The 19,478-nt window shown below is 71.1% G+C and carries 19 protein-coding genes; 8 read left to right on the top strand and 11 right to left on the bottom strand.

Translation table 11 applies throughout. The features are described 5' to 3' along the window. Window positions 1-9: 9 nt before the first annotated feature. The 3 genes from BT341_RS07685 to BT341_RS07675 are packed head-to-tail and all read right to left on the bottom strand — an operon-like array spanning window position 10 to window position 3,285. Window positions 10-1,608, bottom strand: coding sequence for an ABC transporter ATP-binding protein (locus BT341_RS07685; RefSeq protein WP_072475616.1), 1,599 nt, complete (start codon window positions 1,606-1,608; stop codon window positions 10-12). Then, window positions 1,605-2,666, bottom strand: a complete 1,062-nt coding sequence (locus BT341_RS07680; protein ID WP_072475615.1) for a CbiQ family ECF transporter T component — start codon at window positions 2,664-2,666, stop codon at window positions 1,605-1,607. Before BT341_RS07680 ends, BT341_RS07685 begins: the two co-directional genes overlap by 4 nt. Continuing rightward, entirely contained in the window at window positions 2,656-3,285 is a 630-nt protein-coding gene (locus tag BT341_RS07675) for a hypothetical protein (RefSeq protein WP_072475614.1), read from the bottom strand. The genes BT341_RS07680 and BT341_RS07675 overlap by 11 nt, the downstream gene beginning before the upstream one ends. Before the next feature lie 66 nt (window positions 3,286-3,351). Between BT341_RS07675 and BT341_RS07670 the strand changes: the two genes are divergently transcribed. Both BT341_RS07670 and BT341_RS07665 read left to right on the top strand, forming a co-directional pair. Continuing rightward, complete coding sequence (locus BT341_RS07670; RefSeq protein WP_072475613.1) at window positions 3,352-4,257, top strand: Gfo/Idh/MocA family protein; 906 nt, start codon at window positions 3,352-3,354, stop codon at window positions 4,255-4,257. A 292-nt stretch (window positions 4,258-4,549) separates the two neighbouring features. Beyond that, the gene (locus BT341_RS07665; protein WP_072475612.1) at window positions 4,550-5,296 is read left to right on the top strand and encodes a GNAT family N-acetyltransferase; all 747 of its coding nucleotides are present in this window, start codon (window positions 4,550-4,552) and stop codon (window positions 5,294-5,296) included. Here the strand turns inward: BT341_RS07665 and arfB are convergent. From arfB to BT341_RS07635, 6 genes are all read right to left on the bottom strand, one after another. Continuing rightward, window positions 5,293-5,709 carry an alternative ribosome rescue aminoacyl-tRNA hydrolase ArfB gene (gene arfB, locus BT341_RS07660; RefSeq protein ID WP_072481834.1) on the bottom strand — a complete coding sequence of 139 codons (417 nt, stop codon included), beginning with the start codon at window positions 5,707-5,709 and terminating at the stop codon, window positions 5,293-5,295. The genes BT341_RS07665 and arfB overlap by 4 nt on opposite strands. Before the next feature lie 17 nt (window positions 5,710-5,726). Further along, window positions 5,727-6,797 (bottom strand): phosphoribosylformylglycinamidine cyclo-ligase, encoded by a 1,071-nt coding sequence (gene purM, locus BT341_RS07655; RefSeq protein ID WP_072475611.1) that lies wholly within the window; start codon window positions 6,795-6,797, stop codon window positions 5,727-5,729. A 28-nt stretch (window positions 6,798-6,825) separates the two neighbouring features. Next, window positions 6,826-8,352, bottom strand: coding sequence for an amidophosphoribosyltransferase (gene purF, locus BT341_RS07650; protein WP_072475610.1), 1,527 nt, complete (start codon window positions 8,350-8,352; stop codon window positions 6,826-6,828). Window positions 8,353-8,469: 117 nt separating this feature from the next. Next, complete coding sequence (locus BT341_RS07645) at window positions 8,470-8,772, bottom strand: hypothetical protein (protein ID WP_072475609.1); 303 nt, start codon at window positions 8,770-8,772, stop codon at window positions 8,470-8,472. After that, window positions 8,759-8,998, bottom strand: coding sequence for a DUF397 domain-containing protein (locus BT341_RS07640; protein ID WP_072475608.1), 240 nt, complete (start codon window positions 8,996-8,998; stop codon window positions 8,759-8,761). The genes BT341_RS07645 and BT341_RS07640 overlap by 14 nt, the downstream gene beginning before the upstream one ends. Before the next feature lie 262 nt (window positions 8,999-9,260). Continuing rightward, the gene (locus BT341_RS07635; protein ID WP_072475607.1) at window positions 9,261-10,139 is read right to left on the bottom strand and encodes a helix-turn-helix domain-containing protein; all 879 of its coding nucleotides are present in this window, start codon (window positions 10,137-10,139) and stop codon (window positions 9,261-9,263) included. A 200-nt stretch (window positions 10,140-10,339) separates the two neighbouring features. On the opposite strand from BT341_RS07635, the gene BT341_RS07630 reads away from it, so the two are divergent. Beyond that, on the top strand, window positions 10,340-11,137 hold the full coding sequence (locus BT341_RS07630; protein ID WP_072481833.1) for an SAM-dependent methyltransferase: 798 nt from the start codon (window positions 10,340-10,342) through the stop codon (window positions 11,135-11,137). Between the two features lie 12 nt (window positions 11,138-11,149). On the opposite strand, the gene BT341_RS07625 is transcribed toward BT341_RS07630, so the two are convergent. Beyond that, complete coding sequence (locus BT341_RS07625) at window positions 11,150-11,530, bottom strand: sterol carrier family protein (protein ID WP_072475606.1); 381 nt, start codon at window positions 11,528-11,530, stop codon at window positions 11,150-11,152. Window positions 11,531-11,592: 62 nt separating this feature from the next. Here BT341_RS07625 and BT341_RS07620 point away from each other — a divergent pair, with 62 nt between their 5' ends. The 5 genes from BT341_RS07620 (at window position 11,593) to BT341_RS07600 (ending at window position 16,389) form a co-directional block, all read left to right on the top strand. Then, window positions 11,593-12,291 (top strand): type VII secretion system-associated protein, encoded by a 699-nt coding sequence (locus BT341_RS07620; RefSeq protein WP_072475605.1) that lies wholly within the window; start codon window positions 11,593-11,595, stop codon window positions 12,289-12,291. Between the two features lie 105 nt (window positions 12,292-12,396). Continuing rightward, window positions 12,397-13,194: a lysozyme gene (locus tag BT341_RS07615; RefSeq protein ID WP_072475604.1), complete on the top strand. Its 798-nt coding sequence runs from the start codon at window positions 12,397-12,399 to the stop codon at window positions 13,192-13,194. 193 nt (window positions 13,195-13,387) lie between these two features. Beyond that, complete coding sequence (locus BT341_RS07610) at window positions 13,388-14,257, top strand: lysozyme (protein WP_072475603.1); 870 nt, start codon at window positions 13,388-13,390, stop codon at window positions 14,255-14,257. A gap of 174 nt (window positions 14,258-14,431) precedes the next feature. Continuing rightward, window positions 14,432-15,301, top strand: a complete 870-nt coding sequence (locus tag BT341_RS07605) for a hypothetical protein (protein WP_072475602.1) — start codon at window positions 14,432-14,434, stop codon at window positions 15,299-15,301. Then, on the top strand, window positions 15,298-16,389 hold the full coding sequence (locus BT341_RS07600; protein WP_072475601.1) for a pentapeptide repeat-containing protein: 1,092 nt from the start codon (window positions 15,298-15,300) through the stop codon (window positions 16,387-16,389). The genes BT341_RS07605 and BT341_RS07600 overlap by 4 nt, the downstream gene beginning before the upstream one ends. A gap of 433 nt (window positions 16,390-16,822) precedes the next feature. Here the strand turns inward: BT341_RS07600 and purL are convergent, their stop codons facing one another. Further along, window positions 16,823-19,129 carry a phosphoribosylformylglycinamidine synthase subunit PurL gene (gene purL, locus BT341_RS07595; protein WP_072475600.1) on the bottom strand — a complete coding sequence of 769 codons (2,307 nt, stop codon included), beginning with the start codon at window positions 19,127-19,129 and terminating at the stop codon, window positions 16,823-16,825. Window positions 19,130-19,478: the final 349 nt, after the last annotated feature.

The following is a 19,478-nucleotide window of genomic DNA, read 5'->3' as shown; positions in this document are numbered from 1 at the left end:
CCAGCCTCCTCATGCCAGGGCTTCCGCGACCTCGTCCACCGTCAGCCACTGCTGCGGCGCCAGGATCTTCGCCACCTGCGGGGCGAACGCCGGCGAGGCGACGATCACCTCCTTCGTCGGGCCGTCCGCTACCACCTCTCCCTCCGCCATCACCACCACTCGGTCAGCCACCGTCGCCACGAACTCGACGTCGTGGGTCGCCAGCACTATCGCGTGGCCCTGTGCGGCCAGCTCGCGCAGGATCGCCGCGAAACGCCGTTTCGCGTGGTAGTCCAGACCGCGCGTCGGCTCGTCCAGCAGGACCACCGGTGGGGCCGCCGCCAGCTGGACCGCCAGCACCAGCCCCAGCCGCTGCCCCTCCGACAGGTCGCCTGGGTGCGCTTCGCCGGCCAGCCCCGGGGCCAGCCGGTCCAGCAACGCCCGTGCCGTTCCCGGTGGGACCTCCGATTCGGCGTCGGCCTGTGCGCACTCGGCGTCCACCGAATCGAGGTACAGCAGGTCGGCCGGGGTCTGCGGGACCAGTCCCACGCGCCGGCGGGCCGCTCGTGGCTTGAGCGTCGCCGGGTCCGCTCCGCCGACGTCGACCTTCCCCGCCGACCTCGGTCCGCTGCCCTGCACCGCCCAGAGAAGCGACGACTTGCCGGAGCCGTTGCGTCCCATCAGCGCGACCACTTCCCCCGGCCCGACCCGCAGGTCGACCCCGCGCACCGCCCGGACATCGCCGTAGCTCACCACCACCCCTCTCACGTCCAGTGCTCGACCGGTCACCGAGAGACTAGAACCCACCACCGACAATTCCGAGAGCCGCGACCGCAACGGCCCCGCCACCCGCCGGGCGTCCCGGACCGACAACGGCAGCGGCGACCACCCCGCCAGCCGTCCCAGCTCGGCGATCGGCGGGGCGATCGACGACGTCGCCAGGATCTCCGCGGGCGGCCCCGACCGCACCGAACCGTCGCCCGGCAGGTACAGCAGCCGGTCCGCGTACTGCGCCACCCGCTCCATCCGGTGCTCCGCGACGACCACCGTCGTCCCGAGGTCGTGCACCAGCCGCGTGATCGCCGCGAGCACGTCCTCCGCCGCCGTCGGGTCCAGCGCCGACGTCGGCTCGTCGAGCACCACCACCGACGGGTGCACCGTCAGCACCGAGCCGATCGCGACGCGCTGCTGCTGCCCGCCCGACAAAGTCCGAAGTGGACGGTTCCGCAGCTCGGCGATCCCCAGCAGATCGAGCGTTTCCTCGATCCGCTTGCGCATCACCTCCGGCGGCACCGCGAGCTGCTCCATCGCGTACGCCAGCTCTTCCTCGACGGTGTCCGTCACGAACCCGGCCAGCGGATCCTGCCCCACGACGCCGACGACCGAAGCCAGCTCCCGCGGCGGGTGCGCGGCCGTGTCCAGCCCGGCCACCAGCACGCGCCCGGCCAGCCGCCCGCCGGTGAAGTGCGGGACGAGCCCGTTGATCGCGCCGAGCAACGTCGACTTCCCGGCCCCGGTCGGGCCAGCGACCAGGCACAACTCGCCTTCTTCGACCCGCAGCGAGACGTCCGAGAGCACCGGTCGCGAGGCATCCGGGTAGGTCACCGTGACCCGCGAGAACTCGATCACCGGACGACCTCCGTGGGCGGCGGCGCCAGCCAGGCCGGCAGCACCGCGACGAGCAGGGACAGCACGTGGACCGGCGAAACCTCCGGCCAGCGCAACGGACTCAACGACGGATACAGGTTCCCCGGGTCGACCCGGGCCGAAAAGAACAGCAGGCCGCACGCCCCGGCCCCGGCCAGGACCACCAGCGTTTCCGGCCACCGCCACGGGTCCGGCCGGTACGCCGTCCGCCGGACGCGCCGTCCGCCCACGACGAACCCCACCACGGCCACCGCGAGCCCGGCCGCCAGCAGCGGCACGCCGAGCCACGACGACGTCCCGTCGAGCACGCCGTACACGCCGACGCACACGCCGGCCAGCCCGGCGAGGACACAGCCGCCGATCAGCAGCCGCACCCGGGGACTCAGGTACGCCCGGCGGCCGTAGCCCCGGGAGTCCATCGCGGCCGCCAGCCGCAGCGACCGGTCCATCGCGTCCGCCAGCACCGGCACCACGATGCCCTTGACCGCCCGCGGCCCGCGAGCCCGCCCAGCCCGCAGCCGCCGGGCGCGTCGTACGCGCTGGACGCTCTCGACGAGCTGCGGCGCCACCGTCAGCGCCACCGTGACCGCCGTGCTCACCTCCGACAACGCTCCCGGAACGGCCTTGAGCAGGCGTTTCGGGTTGGCCAGGGCGTTGGCCGCGCCGACGCAGACGACCATCGCCGCCAGCCGCAAGCCGTCGTAGAACCCGCCGAGCAGCTCTTCCGCCGACGTCGGCCCGAGCAGGGACAATCCCGCGAGCACCGGAATCCGCGGCAGCGTGAACAGCACGTGCCCGCCGTCCTCGCCGCCGACCAGGATCCGGAACAGCACGCGCGACGCGACGATCAACGCGCCGACGTACGCGTACAGCCGGAACGCCAGCGCCCAGGGCGCGTCACTGCGCCGGTTCGCGACGACGAACCCCGCGATGGCGATGATCAGGCCGAGCAGCAGCGGGTTCGTCGTCCGGCTCGCGGCGACGGCCAGCGCGAGCGCCCAGACCCACCAGGCGCCGGGGTGCAGCGCCCTACTGCGCACGCCGGCGACGGGCGACGACGATCCCCGCGCCGCCGACCACCACGATCACCACGGCACCGATCACCACACCCCACGGGAACGAACTGCCCTGGTCAGCGGGCGCGGACGACGGTGAGGACGCCTGCCGCGCCGGCGGCACCCGCGGCGGCGACGGCAGGTCGTTCGCGGACTTCGGCCGCGCGAACGCCCAGCCTTCGAACCCGCCGGGCGCGGGCTTGGCCGTCTGCGCGCCCTCCTGGCTCGACTGCCAGGTGCCGCCCGCCGAGGCGTGCCAATAGCTCCAGTACGCCGTGGCCGACGGCATCCCCGCGCACGACTCGACGTCCGGCCCCGGCTTGCCGTTGATCCGGCACGCCACGGCGAGGCCGTACTTCTGCGAGCCGGCGACGTCGATGCCGGCCTCCTGCAGGGCGGCGATGCCGTTCGCGGGGGTGCCGGGGGCGCAGCGGACCAGCGGCTGCGGGCCCAGGTCGCCGAAGTCGACGACCACCGTGACGCCGCCGACCTCGGGGCACGCCCCGTCGGTGCCCGTCGCCGAGGCGGGCGCGGCGCCCGCGAACGAGGCGCCCACCAGCAGGGCGGAGACGGCGAAGCAGCGGGCCAAACGCGAGGCGATCATGCAGGCACTTTAGCCATCCGCGGACGCGGTTCCGGCGCGACGAGCACCACACCTAGACTGCGGGCCGTGGGACAGCTCATCGCGGACGGACAGCTGCGCGTCGGCCTGATCGGCGCCGGCCCGTGGGCGAAGACGGTGCACGCGCCCGGACTGGCGGACCACCCGGGTACCGCGCTGACGGCGGTCTGGGCCCGTCGCCCGGAGGCGGCGCAAACGCTTGCGGAGACGCACTGCGCGGCCGCCGCGAGTACCGTCGAGGAGCTGTTCGAGCAGGTGGACGCGGTCGCGTTCGCCGTGCCGCCGTCGGTGCAGGCCGAGCTGGGCGTGCGCGCGGCCGAGGCCGGGAAGCACCTGATCCTCGAGAAGCCGATCGCGGCCGACCTCGCCGGTGCCCGGCGGCTGGCCGACGCCGTCGCGGCCGCCGACGTCGCCGCGCTCGTCATGCTGACCCTGCGGTACTCGGCGCAGACGCAGGAGTGGCTCGCCGGGCTGGCCGAGGCCGGTGGCTGGGCGGGCGGCGGCGCGCGCTGGCTCTCCGGCGCCCTGCTCGGCGGCCAGTACGCGGCTTCGCCGTGGCGCCAGGACGACGGCGGCGCGCTGTTCGACATCGGCCCGCACGCGCTCGACATGCTGGACGCCGCGCTCGGCCCGATCACCGAGGTCGTGGCGGCCCGGCGAAGCCCCGGCGACCTCTGGCACCTGATGCTGGCCCACGAGGACGGCGTGATCAGCACGGCCACGCTGTCGCTGCGGCTGCCGGTGCAGCCGACCGTCGTCGAGGTCGCCGTCTGGGGCGAGCACGGTTACCGGACGCTCGGGCGCAAACCGGGCTCGGCGCAGGAGTCCTACACCGCGCTGCTGGACGACTTCGCGGCGATGATCGCCAGCGGCACCACCAGCCACCCCTGCGACGTCCGGCGCGGCCTGCACTTGCAGACCCTGCTCGAACGAGCCCGCGAGCTGGCCGAGTAGTACACAGGGGCGTCTGCCGGCTTTGCGTTGCGCGGCAACGCTTCCCGGCCGGATCGCCGATTTCTTCCACAGAGTTGTCCACATGCTCCACAGTGGACACTGTGCCCTGGCCGATGGCGCACCCGAACGCCGGTAAACCGGTTGCCGGTCGTGCGAAACTGAACCCGCAGTAGCCCTTCGAGTCAAGGAATGACCGCCTATGCCTGGCGCCGCCTCCGGCGTCGGCCTCCGCTAGGTCCCGACGCCCAGCGAACTCCCCATGGCTTCTTTGACCTGCTTTCGAAAGGCTCACATGTCTGCCATCCAGACCTATGTCCGCAAGACGGCGCCCCGCGGCCGGGAAACCGAGCGGGTCGGTCCCTTCCTGGCCACCTACACCCCGGGCACCGCCCACCCGATGCTCAACTACGCGATCCCGGACGACGGCGCACGGCCGACGGCGGCCGAGATCGGCGCCCTGACCGAGGCGTACCGGCGGCGGGGCCTGCTCCCGCGGCTCGAGTACTTCACCGACGTCACTCCCGGCTTGGAGAACCTGCTGGTCGGCGCGGGGTACCAGCTCGAACGGCGGGTGCCGCTGATGACCTGCGCGCCGGGCGAGCGGGTCGACCGGCCGGGTCCGCCGGGGATCCGGCTGCGCGCGCCGGAATCCGACGCGGACTTCCGGCGCCTGCGGTCGGCGCAGAACACGGCGTTCGGCGAGCCAGGAGAGGTCGGCGACGCCGAGGTCGAGCGGCTGAAGGCGAACACCGGCGTCCGGCACCTCCTCGCGGAGGACACCGGCTCGGGAGCGGTGCTCGGCGGCGGGAGCGCGCTCGAAATCGTCGACGGCACCGCGGAGATCGCCGGGATCGCCGTGCTCGAGGCGTACCGCGGACGCGGGATCGCCGCCGCCATCACCGCGCGGCTCACCCGCGAAGTCCACGAGGCCGGGGCGCACACGGCGTTCCTCACCCCGGGCGACCTGGGGATCGGGAGGATCTACGCCCGGGTCGGCTACCGGCCGGCCGGGGAGTGCGTGCACCTCTCGCTGGACTAGTCGTCGAAGCGGCCGGAGCGGCCTCTCTTCACGTCGCTCCGGCGCTTCTTCGACGCCAGGCGGCGCTCCTTCGAACCGCGCGACGGTTTCGTGGGGCGCCGCTTGGCCGGTGGCGGGGCCGACGCGTCGAGCAGGAGGTTCGCCAGCCGGCCGCGCGCCGCTTCGCGGTTCTGCAGCTGTGAGCGGTGTTCGCTCGCCGCGATCGTCAGGACGCCGTCGACCAGCCTGGACTCCAGCGCGGCCAGCACCCGGTCACGCAGGTGTTCCGGGATGGACGGCGAAGCCGCGACGTCGAACGACAGCTCGACCCGCGAATCCGTGGTGTTGACGCCCTGCCCGCCGGGGCCGGACGAGCGCGAGAAACGCTCGCTGAGCTCGGCCTCCGGGATGACGAACCGGGAGCCGACCACCACGTCCCCGGTGGCCACGCTCAGAACCGCGGGTGGTCGCCCGAAAGCACCGCGCGCGGGCCGTCGACGTCTTCGGCGGGCTGGACGTCGCCGAGCACCCACGCCGGGACGTGCCGCGCGGTCAGCATGGCCAGCGCCCGGTCGACGTCCTCGGCGCCGACGATCGCGACCATGCCGACGCCCATGTTGAACGTCTTCTCCAGCTCGGCCCGCTCGACCTTGCCGCGCTGGCCGATCAGCGCGAACACCGCCGGCGGCGTCCAGGTGCCGCGGTCGAGCCGCGCAACCAGCCCGCGCGGCATGACCCGGGCCAGGTTGGCCTCGAGCCCACCACCGGTGACGTGCGCGAACGTCCGGACCTCGGTCTCGGCGGCCAGCGCCAGGCAGTCCTTCGCGTAGATCCGCGTCGGCTCCAGCATCTCCTCACCGAGGGTGCGGCCGAACTCTTCGACGTGCCCGTCGAGCGGCATGCGCGCGATGTCCAGCAGCACGTGCCGGGCCAGCGAGTAGCCGTTGGAGTGCAGGCCCGACGAGCCCAGCGCCAGCACGACGTCACCCGGGCGGACCTTCTCCGGCGAGAGCAGCTGCGCCGCCTCGACGACGCCGATGCCGGTGGCCGACATGTCGTAGTCGTGCTCGCCCATCAGGCCGGGGTGCTCCGCGGTCTCGCCGCCGAGCAGCGCGCAGCCCGCGCGGACGCAGCCTTCGGCGATGCCGCCGACCAGCGCGGCGATCTTCTCCGGGTGCACCTTGCCGACGGCGATGTAGTCCTGCAGGAACAGCGGCTCGGCGCCGGTCACGACCAGGTCGTCGACGACCATGGCGACCAGGTCGATGCCGACCGTGTCGTGCTTGTCCAGCGCCTGCGCGACCGCGATCTTGGTGCCGACGCCGTCGGTGGACGACGCGAGCACCGGCTCCTTCCACTTGTCGAGCTTGAGGGAGAAGAGCCCCGCGAAGCCGCCGACGCCGCCGAGGACCTCGGGGCGCGTGGCCCGCTCGGCGTGCGGCTTGAGCAGATCGACGGCTCGGTCACCGGCCTCGATGCTGACCCCGGCGGCGGCGTACGTGGCGCTCGTGGACTCGCTCACGGTGGACGGACTCCCTACTGGAAGGAACTCAGGGACGCCGGACGGCGTCTTCGGCACCGTACCCGGCGGGGCTGACGGGAGTTGCCGCGCCATTGACCGAGTCGAGGCTCTCGAGCAGGTGCTTCCCGATCAGCGCGTCCTCCGGCAGCGGGATCGGGTACTCGCCGGAGAAGCACGCCGTGCACAGCCGCGACTTCGGCTGTTCCGCCGCCGCGACCAGGCCGTCCAGGGAAATGTAGCCCAGGGAGTCGGCGCCGATCGAGCGCCGGATGCCGTCGAGGTCGACGCCGTTCGCGACCAGCTCGGCGCGCGAGGCGAAGTCGATCCCGTAGAAGCAGGGCCAGCGCACGGGCGGAGACGCGATCCGGACGTGCACCTCGAGCGCGCCGGCCTCCCGCAGCATCCGGACCAGCGCGCGCTGGGTGTTGCCGCGGACGATCGAGTCGTCCACGACGACCAGGCGCTTGCCGCGGATGACGTCGCGCAGCGGGTTCAGCTTGAGCCGGATGCCCAGCTGGCGGATCGTCTGCGACGGCTGGATGAACGTGCGCCCGACGTAGGCGTTCTTCACCAGGCCGGTGCCGTACGGGATGCCCGAGCCCTGCGCGTAGCCGATGGCCGCCGGGGTGCCGGACTCCGGCACCGGCATGACCAGGTCGGCCTCCGCCGGCTGCTCGGCGGCGAGGCGGCGGCCGATCTCGACGCGGGTGGCGTGCACGCCGCGGCCGGCGATCGTGGTGTCGGGGCGGGCCAGGTAGACGTACTCGAAGACGCAGCCCTTGGGGTCCGGGTTCGCGAACCGGGAGGAGCGCAGGCCCGCGGCGTCGATCGCGATGAGCTCGCCCGGCTCGACCTCGCGAACGAACGACGCGCCGACGATGTCGAGGCCGGCGGTCTCGCTCGAGACGACCCAGCCGCGTTCGAGCCTGCCGAGCACCAGCGGGTGGACGCCGTGCGGGTCGCGCGCCGCGTACAGCGTGTTCTCGTCGGAGAACACCAGGCAGAACGCGCCCTTCAGGGTGGGCAGCAGCTCGATCGCGGCGGCCTCGATGCCCTTGTCGGCGGCGTTCGCGGCGAGCAGGCCGCAGATGAGGTCCGAGTCGCTGGACGAGCCGGTGAGGCCCGCGTGCGGCTTGAGGCCGGCCTCGATGGTGCGTTCGCGCAGCTCGGCGGTGTTGACGAGGTTGCCGTTGTGGGCGAAGGACAGGCCGCTGCCGGTCTCGGTGGTGCGGAAGATCGGCTGGGCGTTCTCCCAGATGGTCGCGCCGGTCGTCGAGTACCGGCAGTGCCCGACGGCGATGTGGCCCTGCAGCGACTGCAGGATCTGCTCGTCGAACACCTGGCTGACCAGGCCGAGGTCCTTGAAGACCACGATCTGCGAGCCGTCGGAGACGGAGATACCGGCGGCCTCCTGGCCCCGGTGCTGGAGGGCGTACAGGCCGTAGTAGGTCAGCTTCGCGACTTCTTCCCCGGGAGCCCAGACGCCGAAGACGCCGCACTCCTCACGAGGTTCCGGTTCGGGCTGGTCGGACACGAGCTGGGGGTCGGAAACCACCGAAGAGCTCCTGGGAAGACGTGGTCGGGCCGTTCTCAGTGTAAACGGTCCGGACATGCGGCAGGCCCCGCCCGACGTGGCGCTGACCACTTCGGACGGGGCCTGGAGCCGTCATGTCTAGCAAGCATCCGGCAGCGAGAGGATTTCCGAGAGCACCTGCGCGCCATCGCCGCGGCGGCGCCACAACCAGCGCTCCGGCTCGAAGATGTTCTCCTCGGTGCCGGGCATCCGGGTCGCCACGACGTCGTCTTCGGCGTTGAGCCGGACCACGTCCACCACGTCGTCGTGCACTCGCACGCCGACGACGGCGAGGACTTCGCCGTGCTCGTCGGCGGGGTGGACGAACTGGTAGCCGCGGGCCACCAGCTCCTGCAGTCCGGTTTCGATGTCGAAGACGGCGACGGCCTCAGCCGAGGACATCGTCGAATTCACCGTCCTTCGCGCCCGCCAGGAACGCCGCCATCTCGGCGCGCGTGTAGACCAGCGCCGGGCCGGTCGGGAACCGCGAGTTCCGCATCGCGATCTCGCCGCTGGACAGCGGTGCGACCTCGACGCAGTTGCCGACGGCACCGCTGTAACTCGCCTTGCGCCACTCGGCACCGGACAGCCGATCGGCCGGGATGCCGTTCTCGAATCGCTCTGCCATGGTCCCACCTCTCGATGCGGAAAACCTTCCGGGGCGATGCATCTGCATGTGCATTTGCCCGCGTATCCGAGGTTAGCACGTGTGCTTGCAACGGTAAATGCACGTGCAGAATTTCTTGCAAAGTTCTCGGACGGTAAGAAATCCCGAGGTTGCGGTTAACCTATCGAGTGACAGAAAGCAGCCCTAACGGGTTAACGGCTACGCGTTGTCACCGATCGGCGGGCACACTGCGGCGCCGCGATCCGAGCACGGGCAGGGAGTTTCAGATCTCCTGGCGGCGCTTCGCGAGCAGAGCGCGGCTACGCTCCGGCGTCTCGGCGTCGACGGCGAGCATGTCGAGGGCGCGGCTGTACTTTTCGATCTCTTCCCGCTTCTCGATGTAGTGCGCGCCGGTCAGGTACTCGACGTAGGCGATGTTCGGCAGTTCCGGTTCGCCGAACCGCAGCAGCGAAAACGCGTGTTCCGCGGAGAGGCCGCTGCGCGAGTACGGCAGGATCTGCACCGACACGTGCGGCAGCGCGCTCATCTCCAGCAGGTATTCGATCTGCTGCTTGAGCACCTTCATCCCGCCGATCGGCCGGTACAGGACCGACTCGTCGAGCACCATCCACACGCGGGGCGCGTCCGGCCTGCTGAACATCTTCTGCCGCCGCATCCGCAGCGCGACCAGCTGGTCGACGCGCTCGTCGGCCATCTCCGGGCGTCCATGGCTGAAGATCGCCCGCGCGTACGGCTCGATCTGCAACAGCCCCGACACGTACAGCGGCTCCCAGATCTGGATCCGGGCGGCGGCCTCCTCGAGCCCGACGAGGTCGGTGAACCAGTTCGGCATCGTGTCGCCGAAGCGCCGCCACCAGCCCGGCTCGTTCGACTGCTTGACCATGTCGAGGAACGTCTGGCGCTCCGCCGGGTCCTCGACGCCGTACATCGTCAGCAGGTCGGTGACGTCGCGTTCCTTGAAGCCGACCCGGCCCAGTTCCAGCCGGCTGATCTTCGACTCGGACCCGCGGATGTTGTACCCGGCCTGCTGCCGGGTGATGCCGGCCTCTTCACGGAGCCGCCGCAGCTGCGAGCCCAGGATCATGCGGCGCGCCGTGGGGCCGATGTTCTGTTCTCCTGCGGACGCGTTCACCGCGTTCATTCCCGGACCTTCCGCGCTCACGTCACCAGGGGGTTCTAGCCCGACTACCGAAAGTACACGTTCCCCCGTCCTGCGCAAAGAGGTGACCCGGTTTACCCCATGCGCGCGGAGTCCTACTCTACGTAGAGTACGAGACTTTCGACACAGAACTTGCGAGGTTCAACATGCCCGAAGCCGCGACCCGGACCGAACGGGTTCCCGTGGGGGTCGACCCCACCCGAGCGAGCATCGCGCGCGTGTACGACGCCTTCCTGCTCGGGAAGGACAACTACGAGATCGACCGGGAAGTCCTCCACAAGGTCCAGCAGGCGGCTCCGGAGGCTCAGGACCTCGCGTTCGAGAACCGCGGCTTCCTCATCCGCGCCTGCCGCTTCCTCGCCAGCCAGACGGGGATCACCCAGTACCTCGACCTCGGCTCCGGGCTGCCGACGGCGGAGAACACCCACCAGGTCGTGCAGCGGATCCACCCCGAGGCCACGGTTGTCTACGTCGACAACGACCCGGTGGTCCTCGCCCACGGCCGCGCGCTGCTGGAGGAGAACGAGCACACCCACTTCGTCTCGGAGGACATCTTCGAGCCGCAGCGGATCCTCGGGAACGAGCTCATCCGCGAGCACATCGACTTCTCGCAGCCGCTCGTGCTGCTGCAGATGGGCACGCTGCACCACTTCAACGGCCCGAAGGAACGCCCGGCCGAGATCATGAAGGAGTACGTCGACGCGCTGCCGTCCGGCTCCTTCGTCGGGATCAGCCACTTCTTCGACCCGGCGAACGAGGACTCGGCGACCGCGCGGCGCATGGAGGACTTCTTCCTGCACAGCCCGATGGGCTCGGGCACCTTCCGGACGCAGAAGGAGATCGAGGCGCTGTTCCCCGGTCTCGAACTCGTCGAACCCGGCGTGACGCTGTGCGCCGACTGGTGGCCGGACGGCCCGCGGCTCAAGGAGCTCAACGTCGCGCAGCGCACCATCGCCGGCGGCGTCGGCCGCAAGCCGTAACCGCCCCGTCCGTCAGAGGCGGACGAGGGGGAGCCAGTGGGAAAGGTCGGCCCGGGTGCCCGAAGCGGTCACCCGGCCGTCCGCCACGGCCGTGGTCCAGTCCAGCCGTCCGGTGGCCAGCTCGAGCCACGTCCGCGGGTCGGTCTCGACCACGTTCGGCGGGGTGCCGCGCGTGTGCCGCGGGCCCTCCACGCACTGCACCGCCGCGAACGGCGGCACGCGCACTTCGACCGTGCGGCCGGGCGCGTCCGCCGCGAGCGCGCGCAGGCTGAGCCGGACCGCCGCGGCCAGTTCCGGGCGCGCCGGATCCGGCGCGTCGCCTTGCAACCACGGGGAAATCGCCAGCACCGCCGCACGTAACTGTCCGGGGTCGACCGAACGCGAAGAGGCCATGGCCAAACAGTAGAGTGGCGCACCGAGAGTTTTCCGGCACACCCGAGAACGTGGGGACGACGATGGCGCAGCGGGACGAGGCAGATCGGATGGTTTCGCAGCAGCCCACCGGCAGCGGGGCCGACCGCCCCGGCAGGCACAGCAAGCAGAACCGGGCCGCGCGCCGCGGCGGCCAGCAGGCCCGCCGGTCGGGCAGGCACGGCACGCCGGAGATCACCGCGGAGATGCGCGCGAACGCCCGCGCCAACCCCAACAGCTGGCTCTACGTCATCGACGAGGCCTTCGACCCGAACGGCCCGGTGCCGTCGTGGGCGGTCGTCGGCGCCTACCCGGTGAACGGCGCGGGCGACGTCGTCGCCGACTTCCACCCGAACGACCGCTACCGGCCCTCGCCCAAGGCGCTCGGCTTCCCGGAGCCGACGAACGAGCTGGAGCAGCTGCTGCAGCTGGTCCGCACCGAGCACCGGCCGGCGTCGGACCTGCCGAAGGTCGTCCTCGACGCGACGCTGTTCGTCTACGCCATGTCGCCGGTGCAGCGCACGGTGATCGGGTTCCACAACACCGACGGCCGGGTCATGGTGCCCGCCTACACGCGCAAGGCGCTGGTGCCGCGCGAGTGGCCGCACGCCCGCGCGGTGCTCGGCCGCGACATCGTCCGGCTGCTCGGCGGTCACCCGGTCGCGATCAACCCGCACGACCTGATCACGGCGGTCGTGCCGGCCGAGCACCTGCTGAAGGCACTGGCCGACGAACGCCGCTGACCTGCGGGTTCCACCCCACCGAGTGATCATCCGAGTCGCCGATCCGGCGACGCGGGTGCATCGTGAGCCTGAAGAAATCTCACGGGACCGGTGGGGAGCAAGAGGGTGAAACGTCGTTCGCTGCTGCCCGCGTTCCTGACCGTCGTCCTGCTCGCCGCCGGGCAGGCCCCGGCGACGGCCGGTGACGTCTACGCGGGCGCCGAGGACCACTACGCGGGTTCGCAGATCGCCAAGGTGGAAGGCGTCGACGCGGCGCCCGGCGTGCTGTACGGCGGTGACGACCAGCAGCTCGGCCACGACGTCAGCGGGCACCAGGGTCCGGTCGACTGGCCCGGCGCCGCCCGGTCGGGCGCGAAGTTCGTCTACGTCAAGGCGACCGAGGGCACCGGGTTCCTCAACCCGCAGTTCGCCCAGCAGTACAACGGTTCCTACCAAGTCGGCCTGATCCGCGGCGCCTACCACTTCGCCCGGCCGGACATCTCCGACGGCGCGTCGCAGGCGCGGTACTTCCTGGCCCACGGCGGCGGCTGGTCGGCCGACGGCAAGACGCTGCCGGGCGCGCTCGACGCGGAGTACAACCCGTACGGCGAGACCTGCTACGGCAAGGATGCCGCGGGCATGGTCGCCTGGATCCGCGACTTCTCCGAGACCTACCGCGCCGCGACGGGCCGGTACCCGACCATCTACACGTCGACGAGCTGGTGGAAGCGCTGCACCGCGAACAACGGCGGGTTCGGCGGCAACCCGCTGTGGATCGCGCGCTACAACACCTTCATCGGCGAGCTGCCCGCCGGCTGGAGCATCCACACGATCTGGCAGTTCGCCGACCGCGGTTCCCTGCCCGGCGACCAGAACTGGTTCAACGGCCCGGCCGACCGGTTGCGCGCCCTCGCGCTGGGCTGAACGGCCCAGCGGCGTCAGTAATAAGTGTTAACGCATCACCAATTGAAGATCAACTTCCCGGGAAAATCACCCACGCGTATACCCAATTTCACGGAACTGAGTGACAAACGCCACGTCGTCCTCAACAATCGTGCACGGACGGCTACCTGCAGTAAGCCGTCCTCAGCGAGGGTATCTGTGAAGGGATTCAACGATGTCCACTTCCCGAAGAGGGCGGCTGTTCGCCGCCCTGGTCGTCCCGGCCACGCTGCTCCTGCTCGGCAGCACGGCGCAGGCGGCGACGTTCTCCCCCGAGGCCGACCCGGTGGCCGCGATCAACGCGGACATCGCGCAGCACAACCACGAGCTGGGGTCGCAGATCCGGCGCGTCGAAGGCGACAAGTCGACACCGGACACGCAGCAGGCGGCGCAGCAGCCACAGCCGGCGCAGGCCGTGCCGAACCAGGTGCTGGCCACGGTGGCCGGCATGGACGTCGCCAGCTACCAGGGCAACGTCGACTGGGCGAGCTGGTGGAACCAGGGCAAGCGGTTCGTCTGGACCAAAGCCACGGAGAGCACCAGCTACACCAACCCGTATTTCGCGCAGCAGTACAACGGCTCCTACAACCAGGGCTTCATCCGCGGCGCCTACCACTTCGCCACGCCGAACACCTCGAGCGGCGCGGCGCAGGCCCAGTACTTCGTCGCCCACGGCGGCGGCTGGTCGGCCGACGGCAAGACGCTGCCCGGCGCGCTGGACATGGAGTACAACCCGTACGGCGCGACCTGCTACGGGCTGAGCAAGGCGGGGATGACGTCGTGGATCCTCGACTTCCACGACACCTACCACGCCCTCACCGGCCGGTACCCGGTGATCTACACCTCGACGAGCTGGTGGAGCTCCTGCGTCAGCGGTGACTTCTCCAGCACGGCCCCGCTGTGGGTCGCGCGGTACGCCTCGTCGGTGGGCACGCTGCCGTACAACTGGGGTTACTACACCGTCTGGCAGTACACCTCGAGCCCGCTCGACCAGGACACCTTCAACGGTGCCTACGACCGGCTCCAGGCGCTGGCCAACGGCTGATCCGCAGCACCGGCTCCCGGATCGTGACGACTTCGCGTCGGCCGCGTCCGGGAGCCGGTTTCATGCCGTACCGTCCGAGCTTGCAGAATGCTGCTCACCACGTCCTGGGGGAACCGCACGGGCCTTGCGGACGTCGGAAGCGCACGAACACCCCGCGCCCGGAAGGCATGAAAGATGACGTACCCGCCTCAGCCGGGCCAGCCCGGCCAGCCCGACCCGTACGGCCAGCAGCCGCAGTCGGGTGGCTTCCCGCAGCAGCCGTACCCGCAGCAGGGTGGGTGGGACCCGAACCAGCAGCAGCCGTACCCGACGCAGCAGTACCCGCAGGGGTACCCGTCCGGTGGCTTCCCGGCGAGCCCGCAGCCGCAGTGGGGTGACCCGAACGCGCAGCAGCAGTCGGCGTGGGCGGACCCGAACGCGCAGCAGTACGGCCAGCAGGCGTGGGACCCGGGCCAGGGCGGCCAGATGTCCGGCTGGGAGCAGGCCGGGGGCTACGGGCAGGGGTTCGGCGGGCCGCCGGCGCCGCCGAAGAAGAGCAAGACCGGGATGTGGATCGCCATCGGCGCCACGGTCGTGGTCCTGCTGGCGGCCGTGGGCGTGACCGGCTTCGTCGCGCCGGGCTTCTTCCTGTCGAAGGACGACAACACGGTCGCGGCGCCGCCGAGCACGTCGGCCAAGCCGTCGACGCCGAAGCCGACCCCGAAGAAGTCGACCACCCCGAGCACGAAGCCGTCGGCGCCGAGCGGGTCGGGCAACGCGGACGCGAAGGCCGTCCTGCAGGGCTTCATCGACAAGCTGAACGCGGGTGACAACGCGGGCGCGCTGGCGCTGGGCTGCTCGGACTCGAAGGACCTGCTCGACTCGTGGCTCAAGACGTTCCTCAAGCCGCCGCTGCAGCTGCAGCTCGGTGACGTGCCGGACGACCAGTTCCTGGTCGAGGGTCAGGTCACCGGGACGTCGGCGGGCAAGTCGGTCAAGGGCACGCTGAGCGCGACGAACTTCGACGACAAGGGTTTCTGCATCAGCACGATGCTCGTTTCGTGAGGGTGTGGCGATCGCCGCTGGCGTGGACGTTCGCGGCGTCGCTGCTGCTGGTGGCGGTGGGCGGCTGGCTGCTGGCCGACCCGGCCACGAGCCGCAGCGACGCACTGAAGACGGGCGGCCTCGCCGGCGGCGCGATCGTGGCGCTGTACGCGTTGTGGCTGAACGACCGGCGCCGACGCGTCGAGGAGCGCCGCCAGGACATCGAGCGACGCCGCCACGAGCTGGAGTCGCAGCGCGCGGAGCAGGATCGCGAGCGGGTGGCGGACGAGCGGTTCGCCAAGGCCGTGGAGCTGCTGGGGCACGACGCCGACCAGGTGCGGGTGGGGGCGCTGCACGCGTTGGCGGGCTTGGCGCGGAGCCGGCCGGAGTACACGCAGACGGTGCTGGACGTGCTGTGCTCGTACCTGCGGCGGCCGTTCGACCACCCGCGGTACAAGCCGGGCCTCGACCGCGACGCCTTGATCGGTCCGCCCGAGGAAGAGCGCGAACTGCAGGTCCGGCTGACGGCCCAGCGGCTGATCCGTGAGCTGCTGCCACCGGCGGGCGAAGCCGGCGCTCCCGGCTACGACCTGGACCTGACGGGCGCGGTCGTCGAATACCTCGACCTGTCGGGGTGCAAGGTGGGCGGCATGCTGCTGAGGTACGCGGCCTTGCACAGCAGCACGAACCTGAGCGGCTCCCGCTTCACGGGCAGGGTCTACCTGACGGGAGCGGGTACGGGACCGGGCCGGCTGGGGGGCCACTTCCGGTGCCGCGGGGCGGTTTTCGAGAGTCTCGCGTGGTTCAGCGGAACCCGGTTCGCCGAGCTGGTGGACTTCACGGAGACGACGTTCGCCGGCCAGACGACGTTCAAGAACGCCACGTTCGCGGGCGACGCGGTGTTTCACGGGGTCGTGGTGGCGGGGTCGATCGATTTGAACCGAACCCGATTCGGGGGCCAGACCGACCTGCGGTTCGCGTCGCTTGCGTCGCCGCCCGCGTTGTACAACACGCGGGTTCGGGCGGAGAAGGATGTGCAGTTGCCGGAGAGCTGGGTGTTGGAAGAGCTGCGGGATGGGGAGCTGAGGATCATCGCCAAGGCGGGGTGAGGTCGCGCGACGGTCGGCTGAGCGGCGTGCTTTGCGCTGCCGTGAGCGCGGGGGATTGGAGCCGCGAGTCGTCACCGAGGCGGGCCGAGCAACCCCCTGCCGGTCCGGTTTCCGACCGGCCGAGATCAACTACGCACCGCATGAGGCCGGCGAACGGCCCGTGCACTCCGCGCGCGAGATGGCCGCTGCCCGGCGGCCCTGGTCCACGGTCAGCGAGCTGGTCGTGGACCAGGTGTCGCGGGATAGCGGTGGATGCGGCTGCGCCACGATCGTTTCGCCCCGGCTGTAGCCGCACATGAGCAGCCCCCGCCCTTCCCTGGGGGGCGTCCCCGGTTCCAGTCTATCGGCGGGGTGCGACGAAACCCGCGAAATTGCCCGCGAAGCCCTGACCTGTCCACATTCGGGCCCGGCTGTGGACAGGTCGGGGTTCGGGTCAGTCGAACAGGGCCGGGAGCGTGTTCTCCCAGGCCTCGCGCAGCTCGTCGAGCGTGAACTCGGTGATGCCCTGCAGCTCCAGCGTTCCCGACTCCGGGTCCACCACGCCCGTCTTGCGCCACGGCAGCCCGCGGGCCGTGCACATCTCCGTGAACCGCAGCTCCTCCGTGCGCGGGACCGCCACCAGCACGCGGCCCGCCGACTCGGAGAACAGCTGGACGAACGGGTCCTGGTCGGTGTCCAGGAACACCCGGGCGCCGCACTGTCCGATGAGGACCGTCTCGACCAGCGTCTGGATCAGGCCGCCGTCCGAAAGGTCGTGCGCGGCCGAGATCATGCCGTCGCGGGAACCCGCCACCAGGATCTCCGCCAGGAGCTTTTCGCGGGCCAGGTCGACGCGCGGGGGCACGCCGCCCAGGTGGCCGTGCAGCTCGCGGGCCCAGGCCGAGCCGTCCAGCTCGTCGTGCGTTTCGCCCAGCAGCAGCAGCGTTTCGCCCGCCTCCGCGCCGATGCCCGTCGGGATGCGGCGGGTGACGTCGTCGATCACGCCCAGCACGCCGATCACCGGCGTCGGCAGGATCGCCGTGTCGCCCGTCTGGTTGAAGAAGCTCACGTTGCCGCCCGTCACCGGGATGCCCAGCTCCACGCAGCCGTCCGCGAGGCCGTGCACCGCCTGCTCGAACTGCCACATCACGCCCGGGTCGGTCGGGGCGCCGAAGTTGAGGCAGTCCGAGACCGCAACCGGCGTCGCGCCGCCCGTCGCCACGTTGCGGTACGCCTCCGCCAGCGCCAGCTGCGCGCCGCGGTACGGGTCCAGGTAGACGAACTTGCTGTTGCAGTCCGTCGCCACCGAGACGCCGCGGCCGCTCGACTCGTCGATCCGGATCATGCCCGAGTCGGACGGCTGCGCCAGCACGCTGTTGCCGCGCACGTACCGGTCGTACTGCGACGTCACCCATTCCTTCGACGCCTGGTTCGGCGACGAAATCAGCCGCAGGATGTCCGCGCGCAATTCGTCCGGAGTGGACGGACGCGGCAGCTTCGCCGACGTGTCCGCGATCAGTGCGTCCTGAGTGGACGGACGCTGGATCGGCCGGTCGTACACCGGGCCCTGGTGGGCCACCGTGTGCGCCGGGACGTCGACGACCGTCTCGCCGTGCCAGGTGATGACCAGGTGCTCGCCGTCGGTGACCTCGCCGATGTCGGTGGCGATGACGTCCCACTTGCGGCACACCGCCATGAACGCCTCGACGTTCTCCGGCGCGACGACCGCGCACATGCGTTCCTGCGACTCACTGGAGAGGACCTCGGCCGGCGTCATCCCGGTGGCGCGCAGCGGGACGCGGTCGAGGTAGATGTGCATGCCGCCGTCACCGGCCGCCGCCAGCTCCGACGTCGCGCAGGACAGCCCGGCGCCGCCGAGGTCCTGGATGCCGACGACGAGCTTCTGCGCGAACAGCTCGAGGCAGCACTCGATGAGCACCTTCTCGGTGAACGGGTCGCCGACCTGGACGCTCGGCAGTTTCTTGCGGCCGGACGCCGATTCGTCACCCGAAAAGGTGTCACTTGCCAGGACGGAGACGCCGCCGATGCCGTCGAGGCCGGTGCGGGCACCGAACAGGATGATCTTGTTGCCGGTGCCGGACGCGAACGCCAGGTGCAGGTCCTCGACGCGCATCGCGCCGACGCACAGGGCGTTGACCAGCGGGTTGCCCGAGTAGGACGGGTCGAACACGAGCTCGCCGCCGATGTTGGGCAGGCCGAGGCAGTTGCCGTAGCCGCCGACGCCGGCCACGACGCCGGGCAGCACGCGCTTGGTGTCAGGGGCGTCGGCCGGTCCGAAGCGCAGGGCGTCGGCGACCGCGAGGGGCCGCGCGCCCATGGCCATGATGTCGCGGACGATGCCGCCGACGCCGGTCGCCGCGCCCTGGTACGGCTCCACATAGGACGGGTGGTTGTGGCTCTCCACCTTGAAGGTGACCGCCCAGCCCTCGCCGATGTCGACGACGCCTGCGTTCTCGCCGATGCCGGCCAGCATCTTGGCCTTCATCTCGTCGGTGGCGGTCTCCCCGAAGTACCGGAGGTGCTTCTTCGACGACTTGTACGAGCAGTGCTCGCTCCACATCACCGAGTACATCGCCAGCTCGGCGTCGGTGGGCCGGCGGCCGAGGATCTCGCGGATGCGGGCGTACTCGTCGTCGGCGAGGCCGAGTTCGCGGTACGGCTGGGTGTGGTCCGGGGTCGCCCCGGCGCGCTCGGTGGTGTCAACGGTGCTGGTCACGGTGTCCGTGTCAGGGTTCGCCACGGCCGCCAGGATACGTGCCGGTCCCGGGTGCCCCGGACGGTGGGCCCGCGGAATCGGGCCGCGCTCGGCGGGGTGTGAGCAAGCCGACATCGCCCGGCCCCGAGCGCCCCAATGTGGCCTTCGGTGCATTGGATCAGCACTGCGGCGCAAAGCGCCTCCGCTGAGGGCGGCGGTGGTGGCATGGGTGGAGCACCCAAGGCGGCCTTCGGTGCGTGAGACGCAACCAAGGCCGCCTTGGGGCGCTGTGGACAACTCCGGTGCGCGGGCCCGGAACTGTCGGTCCTCGCGAGTAACGTTGAAATCGGGGGTCCCCAAAGCGGCTCGGGGCACGTGGGGACGCCGGCGCGGC

The sequence above is a fragment of the Amycolatopsis australiensis genome (genome assembly GCF_900119165.1).
In the GTDB taxonomy this organism is placed as follows: Bacteria; Actinomycetota; Actinomycetes; order Mycobacteriales; family Pseudonocardiaceae; genus Amycolatopsis; species Amycolatopsis australiensis.
The sequence above is the reverse complement of the archived record's forward strand: the minus strand, read 5'-3'. Positions and strand labels throughout refer to the sequence as shown.

Excerpts from the sequence above, each read along its gene's own strand:
- BT341_RS07675 (WP_072475614.1), bottom strand. The coding sequence starts at position 3,285 with ATGATCGCCTCGCGTTTGGCCCGCTGCTTCGCCGTCTCCGCCCTGCTG.
- BT341_RS07665 (WP_072475612.1), top strand. The coding sequence starts at position 4,550 with ATGTCTGCCATCCAGACCTATGTCCGCAAGACGGCGCCCCGCGGCCGG.
- BT341_RS07645 (WP_072475609.1), bottom strand. The coding sequence starts at position 8,772 with ATGTCCTCGGCTGAGGCCGTCGCCGTCTTCGACATCGAAACCGGACTG.
- BT341_RS07640 (WP_072475608.1), bottom strand. The coding sequence starts at position 8,998 with ATGGCAGAGCGATTCGAGAACGGCATCCCGGCCGATCGGCTGTCCGGT.
- BT341_RS07635 (WP_072475607.1), bottom strand. The coding sequence starts at position 10,139 with ATGAACGCGGTGAACGCGTCCGCAGGAGAACAGAACATCGGCCCCACG.
- BT341_RS07625 (WP_072475606.1), bottom strand. The coding sequence starts at position 11,530 with ATGGCCTCTTCGCGTTCGGTCGACCCCGGACAGTTACGTGCGGCGGTG.
- BT341_RS07620 (WP_072475605.1), top strand. The coding sequence starts at position 11,593 with ATGGCGCAGCGGGACGAGGCAGATCGGATGGTTTCGCAGCAGCCCACC.
- BT341_RS07610 (WP_072475603.1), top strand. The coding sequence starts at position 13,388 with ATGTCCACTTCCCGAAGAGGGCGGCTGTTCGCCGCCCTGGTCGTCCCG.
- BT341_RS07605 (WP_072475602.1), top strand. The coding sequence starts at position 14,432 with ATGACGTACCCGCCTCAGCCGGGCCAGCCCGGCCAGCCCGACCCGTAC.